The sequence below is a fragment of the Jannaschia sp. Os4 genome (genome assembly GCF_016820245.1).
Taxonomy (GTDB): domain Bacteria; phylum Pseudomonadota; class Alphaproteobacteria; order Rhodobacterales; family Rhodobacteraceae; genus Jannaschia.
In genome coordinates, this window is record NZ_JAFCAR010000004.1 from 149340 (window position 1) to 167355 (window position 18016).

The 18016-nt window shown below is 73.9% G+C and carries 13 protein-coding genes and 1 tRNA gene; 4 read left to right on the top strand and 10 right to left on the bottom strand.

Features of this window, described 5'->3' with window-relative positions:
• Nucleotides 1-62: 62 nt before the first annotated feature.
• Complete coding sequence (locus JQC91_RS09650; RefSeq protein WP_203286624.1) at nucleotides 63-1148, bottom strand: TRAP transporter substrate-binding protein; 1086 nt, start codon at nucleotides 1146-1148, stop codon at nucleotides 63-65.
• A gap of 172 nt (nucleotides 1149-1320) precedes the next feature.
• Here JQC91_RS09650 and JQC91_RS09655 point away from each other — a divergent pair, with 172 nt between their 5' ends.
• Nucleotides 1321-2712 carry a cache domain-containing protein gene (locus JQC91_RS09655; protein WP_203286625.1) on the top strand — a complete coding sequence of 464 codons (1392 nt, stop codon included), beginning with the start codon at nucleotides 1321-1323 and terminating at the stop codon, nucleotides 2710-2712.
• Nucleotides 2699-3340, top strand: a complete 642-nt coding sequence (locus JQC91_RS09660) for a response regulator transcription factor (RefSeq protein ID WP_275296999.1) — start codon at nucleotides 2699-2701, stop codon at nucleotides 3338-3340. Before JQC91_RS09655 ends, JQC91_RS09660 begins: the two co-directional genes overlap by 14 nt.
• Nucleotide 3341: 1 nt before the next feature.
• Here the strand turns inward: JQC91_RS09660 and mdoH are convergent, their stop codons facing one another.
• The 7 genes from mdoH to JQC91_RS09695 all read right to left on the bottom strand — a co-directional run bounded on the left by mdoH (nucleotide 3342) and on the right by JQC91_RS09695 (nucleotide 12665).
• Nucleotides 3342-5162: a glucans biosynthesis glucosyltransferase MdoH gene (mdoH, locus tag JQC91_RS09665; protein ID WP_343069945.1), complete on the bottom strand. Its 1821-nt coding sequence runs from the start codon at nucleotides 5160-5162 to the stop codon at nucleotides 3342-3344.
• Nucleotides 5150-6643 (bottom strand): glucan biosynthesis protein G, encoded by a 1494-nt coding sequence (locus JQC91_RS09670; RefSeq protein ID WP_203286626.1) that lies wholly within the window; start codon nucleotides 6641-6643, stop codon nucleotides 5150-5152. Before JQC91_RS09670 ends, mdoH begins: the two co-directional genes overlap by 13 nt.
• On the bottom strand, nucleotides 6640-7863 hold the full coding sequence (locus JQC91_RS09675) for an OpgC domain-containing protein (RefSeq protein WP_203286627.1): 1224 nt from the start codon (nucleotides 7861-7863) through the stop codon (nucleotides 6640-6642). Before JQC91_RS09675 ends, JQC91_RS09670 begins: the two co-directional genes overlap by 4 nt.
• A 7-nt stretch (nucleotides 7864-7870) precedes the next feature.
• Nucleotides 7871-9226, bottom strand: a complete 1356-nt coding sequence (locus JQC91_RS09680; protein WP_203286628.1) for a tetratricopeptide repeat protein — start codon at nucleotides 9224-9226, stop codon at nucleotides 7871-7873.
• Between the two features lie 170 nt (nucleotides 9227-9396).
• Nucleotides 9397-10575, bottom strand: a complete 1179-nt coding sequence (locus JQC91_RS09685) for a CaiB/BaiF CoA-transferase family protein (RefSeq protein WP_203286629.1) — start codon at nucleotides 10573-10575, stop codon at nucleotides 9397-9399.
• Nucleotides 10562-12157 (bottom strand): thiamine pyrophosphate-binding protein, encoded by a 1596-nt coding sequence (locus JQC91_RS09690; protein ID WP_203286630.1) that lies wholly within the window; start codon nucleotides 12155-12157, stop codon nucleotides 10562-10564. Before JQC91_RS09690 ends, JQC91_RS09685 begins: the two co-directional genes overlap by 14 nt.
• 25 nt (nucleotides 12158-12182) lie before the next feature.
• Nucleotides 12183-12665, bottom strand: coding sequence for a DUF302 domain-containing protein (locus tag JQC91_RS09695; RefSeq protein WP_203286631.1), 483 nt, complete (start codon nucleotides 12663-12665; stop codon nucleotides 12183-12185).
• A 135-nt stretch (nucleotides 12666-12800) separates the two neighbouring features.
• On the opposite strand from JQC91_RS09695, the gene JQC91_RS09700 reads away from it, so the two are divergent.
• Nucleotides 12801-12890: transfer RNA gene (locus tag JQC91_RS09700), tRNA-Ser, on the top strand.
• A gap of 38 nt (nucleotides 12891-12928) precedes the next feature.
• Here the strand turns inward: JQC91_RS09700 and putA are convergent.
• Complete coding sequence (gene putA, locus JQC91_RS09705; RefSeq protein ID WP_203286632.1) at nucleotides 12929-16255, bottom strand: bifunctional proline dehydrogenase/L-glutamate gamma-semialdehyde dehydrogenase PutA; 3327 nt, start codon at nucleotides 16253-16255, stop codon at nucleotides 12929-12931.
• A gap of 133 nt (nucleotides 16256-16388) precedes the next feature.
• On the opposite strand from putA, the gene JQC91_RS09710 reads away from it, so the two are divergent.
• Nucleotides 16389-16853, top strand: a complete 465-nt coding sequence (locus tag JQC91_RS09710; RefSeq protein ID WP_203286633.1) for an Lrp/AsnC ligand binding domain-containing protein — start codon at nucleotides 16389-16391, stop codon at nucleotides 16851-16853.
• On the opposite strand, the gene JQC91_RS09715 is transcribed toward JQC91_RS09710, so the two are convergent.
• The gene (locus JQC91_RS09715) at nucleotides 16847-18016 is read right to left on the bottom strand and encodes a Ppx/GppA phosphatase family protein (protein WP_203286634.1); all 1170 of its coding nucleotides are present in this window, start codon (nucleotides 18014-18016) and stop codon (nucleotides 16847-16849) included. The two genes, JQC91_RS09710 and JQC91_RS09715, sit on opposite strands and share 7 nt — an antisense overlap.

Genomic DNA, 18016 nt, shown 5'->3' on the forward strand with positions numbered 1-18016 from the left:
CCGGAAGCGGGGACGCATCGTCGGCGAAGGGGCCGCCCCGTCCGGGGCGGCCCCGCCGTGCCTCAGCCCATGACCCGATCGCGCTGGGCGCGGTAGGCGCCCTCCGAGCGGGTGAGCCAGCCGGAGGAGGAGCGCATGGACGTCATGGCCGACTCGCGGATGGCGGCGAAGAGGTCGTCGCCCATGTTCTCGTCCAGCGTCTCTGCGGCGGCCTGGCCCATCGCGTCCCAGACCGAGTCCGGGAACTCGCGGAGCTGGACGCCGGCCTGCTGCAGGCGCTGCAGCGCGGCGCCGTTCTCGGACAGGAACTGCGCGAGGTTCCACTGGTGCGTGGCGGCGGCGGCATGCTCGATGATGGCCTGCTGCGCCGGGGTCAGCGACTCGAAGACCTCGCGGTTGGTCGCGAGCGACAGGCCCGCGCCCGGCTCGTGGAAGCCGGCGGTGTAGTAGGTCTTCGTGATCTCCTGGAAGCCGGCCTTCTCGTCGGCCCACGGACCGATCCATTCGGTGCCGTCGATCGCGCCCGAGGACAGCGCCTGGTATACCTCGGAGCCGGGCAGGTTCTGCACGGACGCGCCCATCTTGCCGAGCGCCTGGCCGCCGAGGCCGGGCATGCGGAACTTGAGGCCTTGGAAGTCCTCGGGTCCGTTGATCTCGTTGCGGAACCAGCCGCCCGCCTGGGCGCCCGTGTTGCCGGCGAGGAACGACTTGAGGCCGAAGATCTGGCCCAGCTCGTCGTGCTGCTCCATGCCGCCGTCGTGGTAGTACCAGTTCACCAACTCCTGCGCCGTCATGCCGAACGGCACGGCGGTGAAGAAGGCGTAGCCCGGGTGCTGGCCCACGAAGTAGTAGTCCGCGCCGTGGTACATGTCGGCTTGGCCGGAGGTCACGGCGTCGAACACCTCGAACGCGCCGACGAGCTCGCCCGCGGCCTTCAGGTCCACGGTCAGCGCGCCGTCCGACATGGTGGTGATGATGTCGGCCACGCGCTGGGCCGAATCGTGCACGCCCGCGAGGCCGCGGCCCCACGTCGTCACCATCGTCAGCGTCCGGTTGCCCTGCGCGTAGGCGGGCGCGGCCAGGGCGGCCGTGGTGGCGGCGGCGGCGCCGCCGAGAGAAGCGTTCTTGAGGAATGAACGACGGTCCATGATCCCCTCCCCTGTTCGTTTTTGCGACCGCCCAGTCCTCCCGACCGTGGCGGCGAACCCCTTGCGAGGCGTGCGCGGACCCTAAGGGCCCCGTCGGGGGTGTCAAATACCCGATACCGGGTAGGCCGCGCCCCCTCGTCGCACGCCGGCGCCGCCTGTAGGGTACCGCGCGATGCCCCTGCCCCGCCCGTCCTACGGCACCAAGCTGCTTCTGCTCGCCGCCGCCCCCCTCGTGCTGGCGGGCGCGCTGATCGCGGTGCTCGTGACGTGGCAGGCGGGCCGCGTGGCCGAGCGCGAGATCGCCGCGCTGGAGCGCGCCACGGTGGCCGCCAAGCGCGAGGAGCTGCGCAACTACGTGCAGCTCGCGCGCTCCGCCTTCGTGACGATCTACGGCAACGCCTCGCCCGACGACGAGGCGGCGAAGCTGCGCGTCACGCAGATCCTCTCGGCGATGGTCTACGGGGAGGACGGGTTCTTCTTCGTCTACGACTACGACGGCACCAACCTCGTGGCCCCGCGGCAGACGTGGCTGATCGGGCGCGACTGGTCGGGCCTGCGCGACGCGGACGGGATCCCCGTGACGGACGCGCTCATCGACCGCGCCCGCGACGGGGCCGGCTACCACACCTACACGTGGCGCAAGCCGTCCACCGGCGAGGAGGCGACGATCCTGTCCTACGTGGTGGGGTTGCAGGACTGGCGGTGGGCCATCGGCACGGGCGTGTTTCTCGACGACGTCATCGCCACCGCGGCCACCGCGCGGGCCGAACTGCGCGACAGGGTCCGCGACACGTTCCTGACGGTCGGCGCAGTGACGGGCGCGGCGCTACTGCTGGTCTTCGCCTCCGGCTTCTGGATCACCGTGCGCGAGCGGCGGCTGGCGGACGCGAAGCTCAAGGCGCTCACCCAGCGCGTCCTCGACACCCAGGAGGAGGAGCGCGGGCGCGTCGCGCGCGAACTCCACGACGGGATCAGCCAACTGCTCGTCGCCGTGCGGTTCAAGCTGGACCTCGCCCGCCGCCTCGCCGGGGAGGTCGAGCCGCGCGCGGCGAGCGCCGTCGGCGAGGCGGTCGAGGGCCTGCAGGAGGCCATCGCGGAGGTGCGGCGCATCTCCCACGACCTGCGCCCCGGCGTGCTCGACGACCTCGGGCTCGGCCCCGCGCTCAAGGCGCTGTGCGAAGGGTTCGCCGCCCGGACCGGGATCGCGGTGGACTTCGCCACGGTCGTGTTCCGCAACCGGCTCGACATCGAGTCGAAGACCGCCCTCTACCGCATCGCGCAGGAGGCGCTGACGAACGTCGAGCGCCACGCCGGGGCGAGCCGCGTCGAGGTGGAGCTCTTCGGCCACCGCGCCGGCGGCACGCTCCGCATCGTCGACGACGGGCGCGGGATCGGCGGCGGCGCGGCGGGCCTCGGCCTGCGCAACATGGCCGAGCGGATCGAGCAGCTGGGCGGCACCCTCTCGCTCGGGCCCGGCCCCGGCGGGCGCGGCACGCAGGTCGAGGCGACCGTCCCCCTCACCCACCTTCTCGCCCCGGAGGAGACCGCCCTTGCCGCCGAGTGATCCGAACCCCGTCCGCGTGCTGATCTGCGACGACCACCCGATGGTCGCGGAGGGCATCCGCGCCCTCCTCGAGACCTATGACGACCTCGCCGTGGTCGGCGTCGCGGGCGACGGGGCCGAGGCGCTCGCGATGGCGGGGACGCTCGCGCCGGACCTCGTGCTGCTGGACCTCAACATGCCCAAGGTCGACGGCCTCTCCGCGACCGAGATGCTGCGCGACCGCCATCCGGGGATGCGCGTCCTGATCCTGTCGATGCACGACACGCCGGAATACGTGGCGACCGCCCTGCGCCACGGCGCGGCGGGCTATTGCCTCAAGGACCAGGACATGGACGAGATCCGGCGCGCCATCGACGTCGTGATGGGCGGCGGACGCTACCTCTGCCCGGGCGTGGAGCCCGAGGATGGCGGGGCCGAGCCCCTGACCTCGCGCGAGCAGACGATCCTGCTGCACCTCGCCCAAGGGCGGTCCAACAAGGAGGTGGCGGCGGCCTTGGACATCTCGGTGCACACGGTCGAGACGCACCGCAAGAACCTCAAGCGCAAGCTGGGAATCTCCTCGACCGCCGGTCTGACGCGCTACGCGATGGAGCACGGGGTGCTGCAGGGGACGGGCCTGCGGCGCTAGGTCATTCGGCCGGGACGCCCCCGATCCGCGTCCGCAGCTCCGCCGCCCGCTCCCGCGCCATGCGCCGGACCGTCGGCTCGCGCAGGTCCTGCGGCGTCGCCAGCCAACCCTGTGCGCCCACCGCGCCCAGCCGCGACAGCGGCACCGCCAGCGCGAGGCTGGCGGCCACCGGCAGGAGCCACGGCGACGCGGCGCCCGCGGCGATCCCGCACAGCATCGCGACGCCGAGCGCGGTCTCGACCGCGTGGAACCGGAGCAGCATCTCCCAGCCGTCCGGCGCGCCGTCGCGCCGTTGCGGCGTCCAGCCCCCGCGCAGCCCGAGCGCCACGCGCGCCACCGCGAGCGTCTGCTGCACCATGAGGATCGGCGCGAACAGCACCGACAGCGCCGTCTCGACCACCACCGACCCCACGAGGCGGAGCCGTCCTCCGAGGCGGGCGGCGGGCACCGTCAGGAGGGTGGCGAGCGTGCCGACCAGCTTGGGCGCGAGCAGCATCCCGTAGAGCGCGAGCATGATGGTCACGTGGTCCACCGGCGCCATCTCGGGCCAGACGGGGCGCGTCGGGTCCGTCGGGTTGAAGTAGGACCAGACCGAGCGCTCCGCGCCCGCGCCCGACAGCGTCCAGAGTAGCAGGAGCGCGAACCACAGCGGCGACAGCAGGTAGCCCGCCGCGCCCTGCAGCAGGTGGAAGCGCGACACCGCGTGCATCCCCCGGACGCCCAGCAGGCCGAGATGCTGGAGGTTGCCCTCGCACCAGCGGCGGTCCCGCAGGCAGTGGTCCACGAGCGTCGGCGGCGTCTCCTCGTAGGAGCCGCCGACGCGCGGCAGGAACCGCACCGCCCAACCCGCGCGCCGCAGCAGCCCCGCCTCAACGAAGTCGTGGGACAGGATCGCGCGCCGCGCGCGGCCCACGCGCGGCAGCCCCGCCGAGGCCGCGAAGGCCCGCGTCCGGATCACCGCGTTGTGGCCCCAGTAGTTGCCCTCGCCCCCCGTCCAGCGCGCCAGCCCCTCGGCCAAGGCGGCCCCGTAGACCGTGTTGGCGAAGGCCTGCGCCCGGGCGAAGAGCGTGCGCGCGCCGATCAGCTGCGGAAAGGACTGCACCAGCCCCGCGCCGGGGTCGCGGGACAGCGCGTCGGTCAGTCCGACGATGGCGCGCGCCGACATCAGGCTGTCGGCGTCGAGCACCAGCATCGCGTCATGCGCCCCACCCCAGCGCGTCACCCAGTCGTGCAGGTTGCCCACCTTGGCGTCCGCGTTCTCCGCACGTCTGCGGTAGTGCAGCTGCGGGAGGCGCTCGGCGAGGGCGGCGAAGGCGATCTCCTCCTGCGCGGCGCGTCCGGGATCGCGCGTGTCGGATAGGACGTAGAGGGTGAAACGGTGCGGGGTGGCCGCCCCCCTCAGCGCCTCCAGCATGGCGGCCGCGTTGCCGAAGCAGTCCCACGGCGCCTCCTCGTAGATCGGCATGAGCAGCGCGACGTCCAGCTTGTCCGCCCGCGCATCCCGCCGGGGCCGGTCCCGCGCGATGGCCACCGCGCCGGCCGTGGCCGTCGCCAGCGACAGCGCGATCCAGAACACGCCCGCCGCCATCAACGCGGCGAGCGCCACCTCCATCGCGGTCGTCCCGTCCGCGTCGAAGCGCGCGAGGACGGCCCAGAGCAGCACGCCCGTCGAGAGGAGCGCGGGCAGCAGGATCGCCGCCCGCCACGCCCTCGTGCCCCAGCCGGCCACGTGCCCCGGCGCCGCGTCGTCGTGGAACGGGCGGGCGAAGTCCTGCGCCGGATAGGCGAGCGGCGCCTCGGGCGGCATGCTCACGTGGTCCACCGGTAGAGCCAGACCTCCGACGCCGCCTCCCCGCCCCGCAGCAGCTGCGCGCGCAGCTCCACGGCGTTGCGGGTGCCGGGATCGAAGGAGAAGGCCAGCCGCGCGCCGCCCGTCTCGGGGTTCCTCTGCAGGACGCCCTCGGACACCTCCGCCCGGTTGGACGAGACGTGCACCGTCACGTCCGACAGGTCCCCCGCCAGCGCCGGATGGTCCGCGAAGTCGATCACTGCCAGACGCCGGTCCCCCGCGAAGGTGAGACCCATCGCCGTGTCGCGCACGTGCGCCACCTCGCGCGTCGCCGGCTCGCCGCCCCACGACAGGCGGTAGGTCATCCGGTGCTCGCCCCCTGCCGGGATCACCGCCCGCGGGCGCCAGTAGGCGACGACGTTGTCGTAGATCTCCTGGTCCGCCGGGATCTCGACCAGCCGCACGTGCCCCGTGCCCCAGCCCTCGCCCGGCTCAACCCAGAGCGAGGGGCGGCGGTGGTAATCCGCCTCGAGGTCGTTGAACTCGCCCAGCCGGCTCGCCCGCTGCATCAGGCCGAAGCCCTTCGGATCCTCGTCCACGAAGGCGCTGATCTGCAGCGTCCGCGGGTTCTTGAGCGGACGCCACAGCAGCTCGCCCATCCCGTTCCACACCAGCAGCCCATCGCTGTCGTGCACCGCCGGGCGGAAGTCGTCGAACCGCGTCCGGTCCGTCGCGTCGTAGAGGAACATCGACGTCAGCGGCGCGATGCCAACGTGGTCGAGGTCGACGCGCGGGAACAGCACCGCCTCCACCTCCATCTCGGTGGCCTCGCCCGGCGTCACCTTGATCCGGTAGGCCCCCGCGGTCGACGGCCCGTCGAGCAGCGCGTGCACGACGACGTGCCCCTCCCCCGGCTCCAGCCAGAAGCGCGTGAACTCCGGGAACTCCTCGCCCCCCTCGTCCGCCGTCCGCAGCGCGAGGCCCCGCGCCGAGAGGCCGTAGACCTGCCCCTGCCCGTGGCCGCGGAAGTAGCTCGCCCCTTGGAACACCGCGAACTCGGTCGGGATGTCCGGCCGGTCCAGCGGCCCGCGCAGGCGCAGCCCCGAGTAGCCCAGCGTCTCGTCCACCGGCAGGTCGGGCGCCATGTCCGTGCGGTCGAACCAGTCGAGCTCGAACGGCACCGGCACCGCGACGCCGTCGCGCACCGCCGACACCGCCACGGGACGCGGGAAATAGAGGCCGGGGTGGAAGAAGTCGACGCGGAACGGCGTGTCCTCCCCGGTCCAGAGCGCGTGGCGCCCGTCGAACCAGAGGGTGCGGTACTCGTCGTAGGTCATGTCCCGCCACGCCTGCGGGATCAGCGGCGCGGGCTCGAACGGGCGCTCTGCGAGGTCGCGGGCGACCCGCTCGGGCAGCCCCGCGTCGAACGGCTCGCCCTCGCCGGGCGCGGCGCGCGCGAGCGTGGGGGCCGCGCCCGCGGCGGCCACGACCGCGAGGAAGTCCCGCCGCCTCATCGCTTCGCCCGCCACGGCTGCGACTTGAACCAGCCGCAGAGGTAGGCGACCCCGATCAGGAGCGCGAAGCCCGAAAGGTTCACCAGCGCCCACGTCGCTGCGTTCCGCCCGATCACGTCCAGCACGAACCCGTTGAACCGCGCCAGCGCCATCGAGAACACGAAGATCGCGAGCGACTGCTGCCCCACCTTGGTGATCCAGCGGATGGCCACGCGCCCCGCGCCCTCGGCCAAGGCGATCAGGCGCCGTCCGCCCACGCCGCATGCCGCCCACGCGAGGTAGCCCAAGGCGAGGAAGTGGAGGTAGCGCAGCGGGCCGAAGTCGGACTTGTCGAACCACGCCCGGTTCGCCTCGCGCCAGTCCTTCGCGAACTCGAGGTCCAGCACCCGCACCCCGACGTTGGAGTAGAGGACGTTGACCCCCACCACGACCACGCAGAGCGCGATCAGCCACGCGGCGACCGGCGGCTTGGGCAGCCAGCCCGCCATGAACGAGAAGCCCGTGAAGAAGATGAGTTGCCACCCGAACGGGTTGAAGAACCACGTCCGCTCCGTCCACGGCTCGGCGGGCAGCGCGAGGTGCCAGCCCGGCACCCCCGCCCACGTCACCAGCGCGTCCTGCGCCAGCAGCCAGACCGCCACCGAGGCCGCCGCCGCCGCCGGGAACCACCACCGCGCCAAGGCGACGAAGGCGGGCATCATCGCCAAGACGACGAGGTACATCGGCAGGATGTCAAAGTAGTTCGGCACGTAGCGCAGCGTCATCAGCGCGAGGATGATGCCGTCGTTGGTCCAGTTCTCGCCGTCCACGATCACCGGCCACAGGTTCAACTGCCCCCAGTAGTTGCGCGTCCCCAGCCCGCTCTCGGTCAGGGCGATGGTCAGCGCGAGCGTCGCCATGAACAGCCCGATATGCGCCCAGTAGACCTGCCAGCAGCGATAGCCCACCCGCGCCGTCCCCAGCGCCCAGCCCGCCCGGTCAAAGGTCCGCCCGAAGGCGATGGCCGACGCCATGCCCGAGCAGAACACGAAGATCTCGGTGGCGTCCGAGAAGCCCCAGCGCGCCGGGATCCAGAGCGTCCACGCGTTGCCCGGCGTGTGCGCGAGCAGGATGATGAACATCGCCAGCCCCCGGAACACGTCGAGCCGGGGGTCGCGCACCGTCGCCACGGGCGCGGCCGCCGCGGGCGCGGCGACGGGGAAGTCTGCGGTGATCGCCATGCGCGCCCTATTCGGCAGCCGGCAGCGCCGCGCAAGCCTCGCGGCGGGCCTGCGCGATCAGGTCGTGGCGCACGCTGGCGTAGGCGTCGAGATGGCCGCGCTGGCGCGTGCGGTCCAGCAGCACCCCCTCCGCCTCGTCCAAGCGCCCGGCCCGCAGGCCCGCGTCGATGCACATCCGCTGGAACACGTCACGCTGCGCGTGGCTGCCGCCCGCGAGGCGCAGGTCGGACCGCGCCGCGCGCAGCGCGTCGAAGGCGAAGGACCACTGCCCGTCCCCGAACGCCTCCAGCCCGGCGGCGGCGTCCATGCCGGGGACGGCCATGCGCGCCTGCGTCTCGTTGCGCTCCTCGGCCGCGTCGCGGGCCAGACGGCCCATCATTCGCGCCGTCGCCGCCTCGCGCCGCCCGCCGGTCAACGCCAGCAGGTAGTGCAGGTCCGCGAAGATCAGGCAGCCGTCCTCGGTCCGCTTCTCGCAGAGGTCGGCGAGTTCGACCCAGCGGTCGCCGACGCCCATGCCCTCCAGCTCCAGCCGCATCAGCAGCGAGGTCGCGTTCGAGATGTCGCGCCAGTCGTCCGTCCGCTCGGCGCGAACCTGCGCGTCGTAGAGCGCCAGCGCCGCATCCAGCGCGCCGGTGTCCACCAGCATCAGCGCCTTGTGCCACCAGACGTGGAAGCGGAAGTTGTTGCAGTGGCTCCACGCCGCCTCGCGGCCCGACAGCCAGTCGAGGCCGCCCTCCGCGTTGCCCGTCATGTCGTGCACGTGGGCCACCGCGTGCAGGCCCCACGCATCGTCCGGCGCCCGTTCCAGCGCGGCACGGCCCGCCGCCTGCGCCGCGGCGTAGTCGCCCGTCTCCTCCAGCGCGAAGGCGCGGCAGCCGAGGAAGTAGCCGGTGCCCGGATGGTCGTCGCCATAGGCCCCCGCCGCCCGGTCCAGCGACGCGCGCATCCCCGCCGCGTCGCCCAGCGTGAAGCGGATCGCGTGCGAGAGCTTGAGCAGGAGCATGTCGCCCGGATGGGTGGCGAGCCATCGCTCCAGCGCCTCCACCGCGCGCGTCGCGTTGCCCGCGAGGGCATGGCCCGCCGCCTCGATCAGCGCCGCCTCGCGGGGATCGGACGGGCCGAAGCGCCGCGCCCGCGCCAGCGCGTCGCGCGCCTGCGCCACCGTCTCGCGGCGCCCTAGCAGGTAGAGGAACAGCGACTTCAGCGCCTGCGGCCCGGCCGCCTCGGGCGCATGGATCAGCAACTCGCCCAGATGCGTCGGGGCCGATGCCCCGTGCGCGAGGAACGCCATCGCCGTCGCGTTCCACGCGCCGCGCGCCGCAGGGTCGGCGAAGGCGAGCGGCTGGTCGAAGAGGTCGGTCATGGCACGGTCCCGGTCTGAGTCGCCTTCCGGCTTAGCGGCCCCCGCCCCCTGCGCCTACGGGGGCGGACGCGCACGTCACGGCCATGTGAGGCGATCCGCCCAATTCGTGAGGGGTCCGGTGGGTTTCCGCCGACGCGCCCGCAGGTTGGGCATCCCTGCCCGGAGGCGCGTCACTCCTCGAACGGGTCGTCGCGCTCGAGCCGGTCGGCGTCCGCGCCGAAGCGCGGCGGCGGATGGCGGTAGGTCACGGGCGTCCGCGACAGGTGGAGCGGGTTGCCGATCAGCGGCAGGGTCGCGCCGTCCGCCTCCATGTCGAGGCAGAGGCCCCGCGCCCGCGCCTGCTCGGACGCGAAGACCTGCGGCATGGTCTGGACCGGCCCCACCGTGACGCCCGCCGCGTCGATGGCGGCCATCGCCGCGTCGGTCGCGAGGCGCGACATCGCCCCCTCCACCAGCGGCGTCAGCGCGTCGCGGTTCTCCAGCCGGGCCGGGTTCGTCGCGAAGCGCGGGTCGTCGGGCGCGCCCGACAGCCCGATGGCCCCGCAGAACCGGCGGAACTGCGCGTCGTTGCCGACCGCGACGACCACGTGCCCGTCCGCCGTCGGATAGAGCGCGTAGGGCACGATGGAGGGATGCTCGTTCCCCCGCCGCTGCGGCGCCTCGCCGGTCAGCCGCGTCGCCACCCCCTCGTTGATCGTCCACGCCACCTGGCTGTCCACCAACGCGAGGTCGATCCGCTGGCCTTCGCCGGTGGCCTCCGCATGCCGCAGCGCAGCGAGGATGCCGACCGTCGCATACATCCCGCACATCACGTCCGCGATGCCGACGCCCACCTTCATCGGCGGCCCCTCGACCGGGCCCGTCAGCGACATGATGCCCCCGAAGGCCTGCGCGACGAGGTCGTAGCCGGGACGGTCGCGGTTCGGCCCCGTCTGCCCGTAGCCGGAGATGGAGCAGTAGACGAGGCGCGGGTTCAGCGCGTGCACCGACTCCCAGCCGAGGCCGTGCTTCTCCAGCCCGCCCGGCTTGAAGTTCTCGATGAGGATGTCCGCCATCCCCGCGAGGCGGCGCAGGGTGGCCTGCCCGTCGGCACTCGCGATGTCGACGGGGATGGACCGCTTGTTGCGGTTCGCCGACATGAAATAAGCTGACAGGTCAGTGTCCTGCGCGCCGTCCTTCACGAAGGGCGGACCCCACTGCCGGGTGTCGTCGCCCCCGGTGCGCGGGTTCTCGACCTTGAGCACGCTCGCGCCCAGGTCGCCGAGAAGCTGCGTGCAGGTCGGCCCCGCGAGGATGCGGGACAGGTCCAGGACCTTCACCCCGGCGAGCGGTCCCTCAGATGCGGCCATCGTAGGCCCTCCGGTCGATCTCGACGGCAATTACGGTGAAGGTGTCGGCGGCCAGCGCGTCGCGCACCGCCGCCTCCATCCCCGCGGCGTCCGACACGGTCGCGCCGCGCCCGCCGAACCCCTCGGCGATGCGGGCGTAGTCGTGCCGTGCGAGCTCGACGCCGACGTTCGCCAACTGCATCCCGCGCTGCTTCTTCTCGATCAGCGCGAGGGAGGCGTCGACGAAGACGACGAACACGACCGGCGCGCCGAGCGCGGCCGCCGAGGCCAGCTCGCCCGTGCACATCAGGAAGCCGGCGTCGCCCATGAACCCGACCACGGGACTGTCGGGCGCGGCGCGCTTGGCCCCGATGGCGAGCGGCAACGCGCAGCCCATCGTGCAGAGCCCCGTGGACTGTAGCATCTGCCCCGACCCGTCGCAGGCCCATTGCTGGGACAACAGGATGCGGTGCGCGCCGGAATCGACCGTGACGACCGTGCCCTCCGGACAGGCCGCGCGGGCGGCGGCGATGGCCGCGCCCGGTCCCCAGCCCTCGGGCGCGAAGGCGTCCGCGAGGGCATCGCGGACGGCCTCCGGTTCTCCGTCCGGCCACGCCTCGCGCGCGGCTTCGGGCGTCAGCGCGGTCAACGTCGCGGCGGTGTCGGCCACGATCTCGAGGCCGGCGGCGTGCATCCCGTGGTCGTTGGGGGCGGCGCAGACGTCGATCACCCGCTGGCGCGCGGGATCCCAGACGTCGCGCCAGCCGGTCCGCATCTCGATCGGGTCGTAGCCCGCGAGGAGCACGCAGTCGGCCTGCCGGAAGAGCGGCAGCAGGTGCCCGTCCGCCAAGGGCGACAGCCCCGCGCCGCCGAGGACGCGCGAGTGGTCCTCCGGGACGAGGCCCTTGCCCTTGTAGGTCGTGACCAGCGGCGCGCCCGTCGCCTCGCAGAAGGCGCGGAGCGCGTCGCCCGCGCCATCGCGGAGCGCGTCCAGCCCGGCGAGGACGATCGGGCGCTCGGCCTTCAAAACCCATTCCCGCGCGGTCGCCAGCGCGTCCGGGGCGGCGGTGGGCGTGGCGGGCGCGGGCAGGACGAGGGCCTCGCCCCCGACCTCGGCCTCGGCCGCCGAGATCGGCACGTCGATCAGGACGGGGCCGGGGCGCGGGCCGGTGGCGATGCGGACCGCGCGGTCGACCTGCACCGCCGCCGCGCCGGGCTCGAGGGTGAAGGTCGCCTTGCAGACGGGGCCGAAGGCCGCGCGGTGGTCGAAGACCTGATGGGTGTAGGTCGCCGCGTCCACCGGATCGACGCAGCCGGTCAGCACGATGACCGGCACCCGGTCCTGCTGCGCGTTGGCGACGAAGTTGAAGGCGTTGGCGATGCCGGGGCCGACGGTGGCCAGCAGGACGGCGGGCGCGCCGTCCATGTGGTGGCCGCCCTCGGCCATGAAGCCGCCCGCGGTCTCGTGGTGGCAGAGGACGAACTCGATGCCTTCGGCGCGCAGGGCGTCGAGGAGGGTCAGCACCTCGCCGCCGGGCATGCCGTAGGCGCGGGTCACGCCGGCGGCCCGGAGGCGGCGGGCGACGATGTCGGCGGCTCTCATGGCGGCGTTCCTAGGCGGCGGCGGCTCAGCCGTCGAGGCCCGCCATCACGGCGGCGAAGGCGGCGTCGAGCTCGGCCGCCACGGCATCGAAGGCCGCCGGGTCCGCGCTGTCCTCCCGGTAGGGCGCGAGGCGGACGGACGGGATCACGTGGGAGACGGTCGCGTCGCCGTCCGCGTCCTCGGTCACGTAGACGCGCAGCGGCGCCTCGATCATCGCGGGGGTCGAGAGGCGCAGGAGCCGGACGGCGAAGTCGTTGTTGTAGAGGCCGAGCGCGCGGTTGCCGGGGATCTCGATCCCGCGCGCCGCGGCGGCGCCGGTCGGACCGGCCTGCGTGACGACCGCCAGCCCCGCCGCCCTCGCCGCGTCCCTAACCGCGTCGACGGCCTCGTCGAAGCCCAGCCGGAGGTCGCGCACGACCCATCCGTCGCGCGGTGCCATGTCGGCCACCTCCTGCGCGGCGAGGGGCGCGGCGGCGAGCGAGAGCAGGAGGGCGAGCGGGCGGAGCATGGCGGACCTCGTGTGGGGACGCGCCCTCCCTGCCCCGGCCGCGCGTGGATGTCCCGTCACGCCTCCGCGATCGCCGTCCGCGCGGGCCGATCCCCACCCTTGCGGCCCCCGCCCCCCTCGGCTAACCCCGCCCGCGGAGAGGTGGCCGAGTGGTCGAAGGCGCACGCCTGGAAAGTGTGTAGGCGGGAAACCGTCTCGAGGGTTCGAATCCCTTCCTCTCCGCCACCCCCCTTCCGAAGGGACCGCATGGGGGCGCGGGACGCCTAGCGGCCCTCCGCCCCCAGAAGCGTCGCGTTGCCGCCCGCCGCCGTCGTGTCGGTGCAGACGTGGCGCTCCACCGTGGACAGCGCGAGGCCCGGATCGGTCATCCACGGCACGATGGGCCCCGTCCGGCCGGCGAGCTCCGCGCGTGCGGCGCGTGCGCCCGCTGCGTCGCCCCACCACGCCACCGCGGCCACGTCGTCCGGGATCGATCCGGACGGCAGGACCGGGACGCCGCCCGCCGCGCGCACGACCTCGACCTGCCGCTCCGCCGCCGCCGCGCCCGGGCCGAGGCACAGCACGGGGCCGCGCGGGTGACGGGAGAGGTGGTTCCGCTCCCCGGTCGGGCCGGGCAGCGCGCCGGTTTCGGGCCGGAAGTGGACGCCCTTGCGGAACCGGGCGACGTAGGCCGGACCGCCGGCCTTGGGTCCGGTGCCGGACCGCGCCTCGCCGCCGAAGGGCTGGCTGCCGACGACGGCGCCGATCTGATTGCGGTTGACGTAGACGTTCCCCACCCGCGCCCGCTCCGCCACCCGCCGGGCGACCCGCTCGATCCGGCTGTGGAGCCCGAAGGTGAGCCCGAAGCCCCGCGCGTTGACGGCGTCGACGACCGCGTCGAGCCCGCCCGCGGGAAAGGTCGCGACGTGCAGGACCGGGCCGAACACCTCGCGCTCCACCTCCGCGATGCCCTCCACCCGCAGGATCGCGGGGGCGAGCGCGTGGCCCGGCCCGCTGCCGGGGTGGCGCGCGATAAGGCGCCCTTCGGCCGCGGCGCGCTCGACATGGGCGGCGATGTCCGCGCGGGCGGCGGCGGTGATGATCGGTCCGACATCCGTGGCCTCGTCCCACGGGTCGCCCATGCGCAGCTCGCGCATCGCCCCCGTCAGCATCTCGAGGATGCCGGGCGCCACGTCCTCCTGCAGGTAGACGATCCGCGCCGCCGAGCAGCGTTGGCCCGCCGACTGGAACGCGGAGGCGAGCAGGTCGCGCACCACCTGCTCCGGCAGCGCGGTGCTGTCCACGACCATCGCGTTGATGCCGCCGGTCTCGGCCACGAGGGGGGCGAGCGGCGCGGCCCCGGCCATCGCGCGGTCGATGATCTTCGCCGTCGGGGTGGAGCCGGTGAAGGCGGTGCCCGCCAGCCGGGGGTCGCCGGTGAGGGCCGCGCCGACCTCCGGTCCGCCGGGGAGGAGCTGCAGCGCGGCGCGCGGCACCCCCGCCTCGTGGAGCAGGCGCGTGGCGAACGCGGCGATCAGGGGCGTCGGCTCGGCGGGCTTGGCGAGCACGGCGTTGCCGGCGGCCAGCGCGCCCGCGATCTGGCCCGTGAAGATCGCCAGCGGGAAGTTCCACGGGGAGATGCAGGCGACGGTGCCGAGGGGCGCGCCCTCGTCCGTCGCGTGATCCGCGTAGTAGCGCAGGAAGTCGACCGCCTCGCGCATCTCGGCCACGGCGTCCTTCAGGCCCTTGCCGGCCTCGCGCGCGAGCAGCGCGAAGGCCTCGCCCGAGCCCGCCTCGTAGAGGTCGGCCGCGCGCCGCAGCACGTCGGCGCGCGCCGCGGCGGGCGCGTCCCACGGGGCCGCCGCGGCGAAGGCGGCGTCCACCTCGGCCACCGTGGCGGGGCGGACCGTCCCGACGGCGTCCGACGGGTCGGCGGGGTTCTCGACCGGCGTGGCGGCGTCGCCCGCCGCCGCGTCCGACCCGGCCGCGAGGATAGGTCCGGCGGCCCATGTCGCGGCGCGATGGGGCGCGCGCGCGGCCTCCAGCGCCGCGAGGTCGGAGGGGTCGTGCAGGTCCCACCCGCGCGAGTTGCGGCGCGCCCCGAACAGGTCGGCGGGCGACGCGATGCCGCGCGCCGGGACGGCGGCCGGGCCGAAGGGGTCGGCGACGACCTCCTCCGGCGGGACGTCCGGGTCCGAGACCTTGTTCACGAAGGACGAGTTGGCCCCGTTCTCGAGCAGCCGCCGCACGAGGTAGGCGAGCAGGTCGCGGTGGCGGCCCACGGGGGCGTAGACCCGCAGGCGGGTGCCCCACCGCGCGCGGGCGGTGGCGTGCATCGCCTCGCCCATCCCGTGGAGGCGCTGGAACTCCCAGTCGGTCCGCCCGGCCTCCCGCGCCATGCGATGGATCGCGACCATGCTGTGCGCGTTGTGGGTGGCGAATTGCGGATAGAGGCCCGGGGCGGCCAAGAGGCGGCGCGCGCAGGCGAGGTAGGACACGTCCGTCGCGGCCTTCCGCGTGAACACGGGGAAGCCCGGCAGGCCCTCGACCTGGGCGCGCTTGATCTCCGCGTCCCAGTAGGCGCCCTTCACGAGGCGCACGCAGATGCGGCGGCCCTTCGCCCGCGCCTCGAGCCAGTCGATCACCGGCAGGGCGCGCTTGCCGTAGGCCTGCACCACCACGCCGAACCCCGCCCATCCGGCGAGGCGGGGATCGCTCAGCGCCGCGTCGATCACGTCGAGCGACAGGTCGAGGCGATCCGCCTCCTCCGCGTCGACCATCAGCCCGATCTTCGCGGCCGCGGCGCGCGCGGCGAGGTCGGCGAGGATCGGCGCGAGCTCCGCCATCACGCGGTCGCGCTGGGACGCCTCGTAGCGGGGGTGGAGTGCGGAGAGCTTGACCGAAATGCCGGGGCGGCGGTCGACCTCGCCCTCTCCCTCGTCCGCCAGCGCGTCGATCGCCGCCTCGTAGGCCGCGCGGAAGGCGTCGGCGTCGGCCTGCGTCATCGCCGCCTCGCCCAGCATGTCGTAGCTGTGGGTCACGCCCCTCGCCACGTCCGGGCGCGCGCGCCGAAGCGCGGCGCCGATGTCCTCGCCCAGCACGAACTGGGTCCCCATCTCGCGCATCGCGCGCCGGGTCGCGGCGCGGATCACCGGCTGCCCGAGCCGCCGCGCCGCGCCGTTCAGCGTGCCCCTCGCCTCCTCCGTGCCGAGCACGCGGCCCGTGAGCGCGAGGCCCAGGGTCGAGGCGTTCACCAGCCGCGAGGCGGAGTGCCCGAAATGCGCGGCCCAGTCGCCGCCGGCCACCTTGTCGGCGATCAGCGCGTCCACCGTCGGCGCGTCCGGGACGCGCAGCAGCGCCTCCGCGAGGCACATCAGCGCGAGCCCCTCGGAGGTGGAGAGGCCGTACTCGGCGAGGAAGGACTCCATCAACCCGGTCTCCGCCTCCGCGCGCATGGCCCGCACGAGGTCTGCGGCCTCGGCGGAGATCGCGGCGCGGGCCGCCGCGTCGAGCGCGGCCGCGTCGGCGAGGCGGGCGACGAGCGCGTCCTCGGGGGCGCGCGTCGCGGCGCGGATGGCGGCGCGGAGGGTATCGGGCGTGGCGTCGAGCATGGCGGACCCTTTCGCTGACCCGTCCATCATAGCCTTGCGGCCGCAGCCCGTTCGTCCGAAATCAGCGGGCACGTGGACGCATCGACCTCGTTTCGGCCTATCGCCGGACCTTCCGGAAAGCTATCCCTTCGGGATGGACCGCTTCGACCACGCCATCCTCTCGATCCTCGCGGTCGAGGGCCGGTTGCCCGTCACCGACCTCGCGCAGCGGATCGGCCTGTCGAAGACGCCCACCCTCGCCCGGATGCGGCGGCTGGAGGCGGAGGGGGTCATCCGGGGCTACCGCGCGGAGATCGACCTCGAACGGCTCGGCGCCGCGCATGTCGCCTTCGTCGAGGTGAAGCTCTCGGACACGCGCGAGGGCGCGCTGCAGGCGTTCGCGGCTGCCATCCGCAAGCTGCCCGAGGTCGAGTCGTGCCACATGATCGCGGGGGCGTTCGACTACCTGCTGAAGGTCCGCACCCGCGACATCGCCGCCTACCGCGCCGTGCTCGGCGAGGCGATCAGCCGCCTACCCCACGTCGCGTCGACCTCCACCCACGTCGCCATGGAGACGGTGCTCGACCACGATCCGGCGGTCGGCCTCGCGGCTCAGTAGGGTCCGTCCTCCAGCACCCCGTCCGCCGACATCTGCGCGTAGAGCAGCCCCTCGCGCAGGCCCCGGTCCGCGACCGAGAGGCGGTCCGTCGGCCAGACGCGCAGCAGCGCCTGCAGGATCGCCGAGCCCGACATGATGAGCTGATGCCGGTCGCGCCCGATGCGCGGGTCGTTGCGGCGCCCGTCCGGCCCCAGCGCGAGGTAGGAGCGGATCACCTTGTCGATCTGCGCGCTCGTCATGCGCAGCCCGTCCACCTTGTTCCGGTCGTAGCGGCGCAGGTTGAGATGGGTCGCCGCCACGGTCGTGACGGTGCCCGACGTGCCGATGATCTGGAAGCCGGGGTCGATCTCGCCCTCGGCGTCGGCGTAGGGCGAGAACTCCGCGAGGCATTCCTCGAAGTGCCACGACATCAGCGCGAAGCGCGCCGAATCGTCGGTCACGTCCCGGAACTGGTCCTTGAGGGTGGCGACGCCGAGCGGGATGGAGATCCAGTCCACCACCTTGGCGCGGGGGAACGGATCGTCCGCCTGCCCCGCGAAGCCCGCGTGGAGGCGCATGATGGCGCGGGGCCGCTCGATCCGCGGGACGCCGGAGAGGTCGATCCACACCAGCTCGGTGCTGCCCCCGCCGATGTCCACGACGAGCAGCTGCTCTGTCTTGGTCGAGACGAGCGGCGCGCAGGAGACCACGGCGAGCCGCGCCTCCTCCTCGGGCTGGATGATGTCGAGGCGCAGGCCCGCGTCCCGCTCCACGAGGTCGATCAGCTCGGACGCGTTGGCCGCCCGGCGGCACGCCTCCGTCGCGACGAGGCGCATCCGGTTCGGATCGACGTCGTGCGTCTCCAGCTTGCGGCGGCAGATCTTCAGGGCGCCGACGGTGCGCGCCATCGACCCGCGCGACAGGCGGCCCGAATGCTCCAGCCCGTTGCCCAGCTGCACCGACTTCGAGAAGCTGTCCACGACGTGCAGATGGCTGCCCTTGGGCTGCGCGATCAGCATCCGGCAGGAGTTCGTCCCGAGGTCCAGCGCGGCGTAGAGGTCGGCCGGGTCCGCCCGCTCGGCGGTCGGCGCGGGCGCGACCGGCTGCGGCCCGCGGGCGCGGGCGAGGCCGGGATCGGGCGGTGTGACGGGCCGGGGTCTGGGGCCGGGCGTCTCGGGGGGCAT